This is a genomic window from Nitrosomonas sp. GH22 (genome assembly GCF_009833115.1).
Lineage (GTDB): Bacteria > Pseudomonadota > Gammaproteobacteria > Burkholderiales > Nitrosomonadaceae > Nitrosomonas > Nitrosomonas eutropha.
The window spans coordinates 1-4,998 of record NZ_QRCA01000040.1; the positions used below are offsets into that span (position 1 = coordinate 1).

Genomic DNA, 4,998 nt, shown 5'->3' on the forward strand with positions numbered 1-4,998 from the left:
GATCAACGGCATCGAGCACCGTCTCACCAAACCCAACCATCCCTGGACCAATGGTCAGGTTGAACGCATGAATCGAACCATCAAGGATGCGACTGTAAAACGGTATTATTACGACTCACACGATCAGTTGAAGGCCCATCTCCATCGCTTTGTGATGGCTTATAACTTCGCCAAAAGACTAAAAGCTCTCAAAGGCCTAACACCCTATGAATACATCTGCAAAATCTGGAAAAATGAGCCAGATCGTTTTATCTTTGACCCATTCCAGCACACCGTGGGACTAAACACATAGCCTCTTGATGAGACTGATGAGGCACTGCTCGTTCCTAACGTAGTTGCCATCTCTTTATCCTCCTTTACACCACATTTTGTTAAAACCAGTAATGAAAATTAGAATTTTTCATTACTGTCCATCGCAAATAACCACATTTGAATCACGGTCTTTGCTTGATTTTTGCCTCAATATTTCTCATTTTGTTCCGGGAAGGCTTCTATACCCACACCAGATACATCCGAAAGACTAGTCACCTTGGCTCTTTTAGTCAAGCATTTTTATTCACACAACCACAAGGTTTAGTTAGTTAACACAAAATCAATTGATTGCAATAATCTTCACAGCACCCCCTCACAAAAACCAGATCATCCCTCAAAATAAAATAAACCATGAAAACTTTATGGATATAGGTTTGTATGCAACAGGATTTCCAGCTCGTTTGGTTTTATTTTTTCTGTAAAAACAGGTAGGTAAGCTCGTACTAGAAGCTTATAGGCGCCAAATTGGCGGCAAGCAGATTCTCTTTTGTTTTATTTTTTCTGAAATCTTAATCAACTACCCCCGTTTACATGGCGGGATACCTTATTATTGATGAAAATTTCTTCAATGACGATGAGTAGCGTGTGGAATAGCAGCTCTCAAATAGTAGACCATGGACCACAATGTCAAAATGGCGGCAATATAAATCAACCAGGTGCCAATCATTTGTGAATCGAATGAATCATGAACCCTATCATGGTAAAGCAATAGAGGAATTGCCACCATTTGCGCAGCTGTCTTGATCTTGCCCAAAAAGGAAACCGCCACACTTTTAGATTTGCCAATTTGCGCCATCCATTCACGCAGAGCAGAAATAGTAATTTCGCGGCCAATGATAATCAATGCGATCGATACATCAAGCCGATCCAAATGTACCAAAACAATCAGCGCAGCAGCTACCATCAACTTGTCAGCCACCGGATCAAGAAAAGCACCAAATGCGGAAGTTTGATTGAGTGCTCGGGCCAAGTAGCCATCCAGCCAATCAGTCAATGCGGCCCCCCCAAATACAATAGCTGCAACCAAGTTTTGCGCGGCTGGAGACAACCATTCTGATGGCAGGTAAAAAATACCAACAAACAGAGGAATAGCCATTATGCGCAGCCACGTCAAAGAATTGGGAAGATTCATCAGCATAACCAAAAGCACTCCAATCTGTTTCAGCCCATCACATTAGTAGGCAGATATTTATAATTTACTACAGACGTTCTCTCTACCCAGAGTAATCACGACTTACACCGGGCTTCACTTTAATGAGCTCAACAAGCTAATTTCTGGAGGCGTGCAGAAGCGATTGAACTGCAGCTTTCCAGCCTGCATACAATCGTTCTCTTTCGGTTTCTGTTATCGTAGGAGTATAGATTTTATCCCGCTGCCAATAACATCCAGTTACTTCCAGATCAGCAAACAAATCCACCGTCAGACCGGCCAGGATCGCTGCACCCAGTGCTGTTGCTTCCGTTATTTTTGGCACTTCCACCGGCTTGTTCAATATATCAGCAAGAAACTGACACATGAATTTGTTTGCTACCAGCCCTCCATCTACACGGATAATCTCGGCATGATGACCGCCATCCTCTTCTATCGCCGCCATTAGATCCCGGGTTTGGTAGCCTTGCGCTTCCAGTGCGGCACGTACAATATGCACCCGCGTTGTATCACGCGATAATCCGCTGATCATGCCTCGTACATCCGGCCGCCAATATGGCGCACCGAGACCAGTAAAGGCAGGCACAAAATACACTTCATTGCTGTCTGGCACACTGAGCGCCAATGCATCGCTCGCCGCAACCTCCTGAAAAAACTCCAGCTCGTCTCGCAACCATTGAATCGCTGCTCCGGCAATAAAAATAGACCCCTCGATAGCATAAACCATCTTACCGTTCAGACGATACGCTGGCGTGGTCAGTAAACGATGCTGCGAAGGCTTAAAATCCGAGCCGATATTCATGAGAGCAAAACAACCTGTACCGTAGGTAGACTTGACCATACCTGGCCGGAAGCATCTTTGCCCGATCAGTGCCGCATGCTGATCCCCTGCCATACCACCGATGGGAATTCCCCGTCCGAACAAGATCCGATCAGTCATCCCAAACCTGGCTGCGTTATCGCGAACTTCCGGCAGAATCGTTTCCGGGATATTGAACAATGTCAGCAAATCTGCATCCCATTTTTGCTCAACGATATTAAATAACAGTGTCCGCGCAGCATTCGTCACATCCGTAGCATGCACCTTCCCGCCGGTCAGGTGCCAGAGCAAATAACAATCCACTGTTCCAAATGCCAGCTCGCCACGCATTGCCCGAGAACGCACTCCTTCGACGTTATCCAGTATCCAGGCAATTTTAGTTGCAGAAAAATAAGGATCAAACAACAAGCCAGTCCGGGCTGTTACCATTGGCTCATACCCTTGAGCTCTTAATTGCTCACAACCAATATCGGTGCGACGATCCTGCCAGACAATGGCAGGATAAACAGGCTTACCGGTTTTACGATCCCACAAAATAGTTGTTTCACGCTGATTAGTAATGCCGATAGCAGCAACCGACCCTACCATACTGACATTGTGTTCCAGTACCGCATGACAAACTTCGAGCGTATCCTGCCAGATAGCTTCTGGATTCTGTTCGACCCACCCCTTGTGTGGATAATGTAGCTTCAGCTCTTTCTGTTGCACCGCGAGAATTTCCAATGTTGCCGAAAATAGAATGGCACGAGTGCTGGTTGTTCCCTGATCGATTGCCAGAATCACTGGCTGGTTATTCATAACTGGTTTTATACAAAGAACAAAAGAATTCCAGAAAACAGCATGTTCACTTACCGATAATATTCACCGGAACGCTCAGGCTGATAGGTTACTTCTACAATACGCACACGCAATACCCCTCCGCCTGGTTTTGGCCATTCAATTTCATCTCCCTGTGAAAGTCCCAGCAGGGCACTTCCTACTGGTGCAAGGATCGAGATCTTCTCGCCACTGGTATCGACATCCTTTGGATAGACCAGCGTCAGACAAAACTCCTCGGCCGAAGACTCAACCCTAAATCTGACAGTTGAGTTCATTGTGACCACAGTGGGCGGAATTTCCTCTGGGTCCACCACGTCAGCGCGCGCAAGCTCGGCTTCCAGATCATCTCTTCCTGGAAATACACTCTGGGGAAGAGAATCCAGCAACATTTCTAATCTCTCCGCATCAAGCGAAGAAATCATTATTTTTGGTTTCACACTCATTTTTACATTCCTCTAATTTGGTCGTTCACGTGAATCACTGCGGAAAACAGCCTCACTGCCTGAAAAAAAACAACTCTTCCGGAACAGCACTGTCAATGGGAATAACTGATTGGCAGGAGCAACTGGTTACAGCCACACCTTATTATGAAGAAACAGCAGCATCAAGTATTCGTGCTTGAAAAGACAAAAAGCGCCCTGCAATTGCCATTAATATGGCTCATCCACCTATGGCGCTTGTCAGGGCAGTATAGCTTACCGATATCTCATTGGCCAGTGCATCCCAATTTCAGAAAGTATCTTCATTTCGCGTGGAAAAACGATACCCGGCCCCTCTTACTGTCTGGATCAAATCGGCTTTTCCAGCAACCTCCAGCACCTTGCGCAACCGGCGTATGTGAACGTCAACTGTCCGATCTTCGACAAAAACATGATCACCCCATACCCGATCCAATAATTGAGCACGAGTATGCACACGCTCAGCATGAGCCATCAGAAAATGCAGCAATCGAAATTCGGTGGGACTGACCAGTAATTCCTTTTCTCGAAATCCATCTTCCTGATCGATGACTGTTACCCGATGCGTCATCGGGTTCAACCTCACTCCCTCAGCATCGAGAATTTCATCAGAAGCTTCAGGCAGACTCCTGCGCAAAACTGCCTTTATCCGGGCGATCAGCTCGCGTGGTGAAAATGGCTTGGTAATGTAATCGTCCGCTCCTGCTTCCAGCCCGGACACTTTGTCACCTTCCTCTACCCGGGCAGTCAGCATAATGACAGGAATCGACCTGGTACGCGGATCTCGTCGCAGTGATCGCGCAAATTCGATGCCACTTTTACCCAGGAGCATCCAGTCCAGTAATATCAGGTCCGGCAATATCTCATTAATCTTTACTACCGCTTGTTCGGCACTATTTACACATACAACAATATAGTTCGCATTGCGCAGATTATAGGCAATCAACTCCTGAATTGCTGGCTCATCTTCTACCACCAAAACCGTTGCAGACATCTTTCATCTCACTGAGGGGATATGGCTAACAGCACGAATTATGCAAGGCAATGATGACATAGCAATGACTTCCTGAAAACTTGTTTTGTTGACAATATAGCCATGCGGGATACGCCTGGCGCATGGTCATATAATATTTTCAGGATGCGAGGAGATTATCAGAGCCATCCTGGAGGAAACTGCTTGTGAAACTCTGGGAGAGAGGGAGTTATATTGATTTGTAATGCCGCATAAATAAACAGTTTTTGGATTAATAATTTGTACATACTTGTTCAGTCCCGGATGATTGTATAGATAAAACTCGTTATCCGCTGTTCATGGCGCGAGCTGTCATGAGAGAGCTGATAGAATCCTTCAGGCCATCCGGGAGGCGACACCTGCCGACTGTAACCGGTGCGTCTGCCGTTTTAAAAAAAAAAAAAACAGAAAACAATCTAACAAAGCA

Annotated in this window: 5 protein-coding genes; 1 reads left to right on the forward strand and 4 read right to left on the reverse strand. The window is 45.9% G+C overall.

Translation table 11 applies throughout. The annotated features are described in order from the left end of the window. The coding region (locus ABF86_RS11010; protein ID WP_160803605.1) for an integrase core domain-containing protein at positions 1–292 on the forward strand (292 nt) is incomplete at its 5' end. Positions 293–877: 585 nt separating this feature from the next. On the opposite strand, the gene pgsA is transcribed toward ABF86_RS11010, so the two are convergent. The 4 genes from pgsA to phoB form a co-directional block, all read right to left on the reverse strand. After that, entirely contained in the window at positions 878–1,450 is a 573-nt protein-coding gene (pgsA, locus tag ABF86_RS11015; protein WP_011635099.1) for a CDP-diacylglycerol--glycerol-3-phosphate 3-phosphatidyltransferase, read from the reverse strand. A 130-nt stretch (positions 1,451–1,580) separates the two neighbouring features. Next, positions 1,581–3,080: a glycerol kinase GlpK gene (gene glpK, locus ABF86_RS11020; RefSeq protein WP_074456505.1), complete on the reverse strand. Its 1,500-nt coding sequence runs from the start codon at positions 3,078–3,080 to the stop codon at positions 1,581–1,583. A 50-nt stretch (positions 3,081–3,130) separates the two neighbouring features. Continuing rightward, complete coding sequence (rnk, locus tag ABF86_RS11025) at positions 3,131–3,544, reverse strand: nucleoside diphosphate kinase regulator (protein ID WP_011635101.1); 414 nt, start codon at positions 3,542–3,544, stop codon at positions 3,131–3,133. Positions 3,545–3,830: 286 nt separating this feature from the next. After that, on the reverse strand, positions 3,831–4,553 hold the full coding sequence (gene phoB / locus ABF86_RS11030; protein ID WP_074456504.1) for a phosphate regulon transcriptional regulator PhoB: 723 nt from the start codon (positions 4,551–4,553) through the stop codon (positions 3,831–3,833). Positions 4,554–4,998: the final 445 nt, after the last annotated feature.

Coding starts and splice junctions, on each gene's coding strand:
- glpK (WP_074456505.1), bottom strand. CDS start 3,080: ATGAATAACCAGCCAGTGATTCTGGCAATCGATCAGGGAACAACCAGC.
- pgsA (WP_011635099.1), bottom strand. CDS start 1,450: ATGCTGATGAATCTTCCCAATTCTTTGACGTGGCTGCGCATAATGGCT.
- phoB (WP_074456504.1), bottom strand. CDS start 4,553: ATGTCTGCAACGGTTTTGGTGGTAGAAGATGAGCCAGCAATTCAGGAG.
- rnk (WP_011635101.1), bottom strand. CDS start 3,544: ATGAGTGTGAAACCAAAAATAATGATTTCTTCGCTTGATGCGGAGAGA.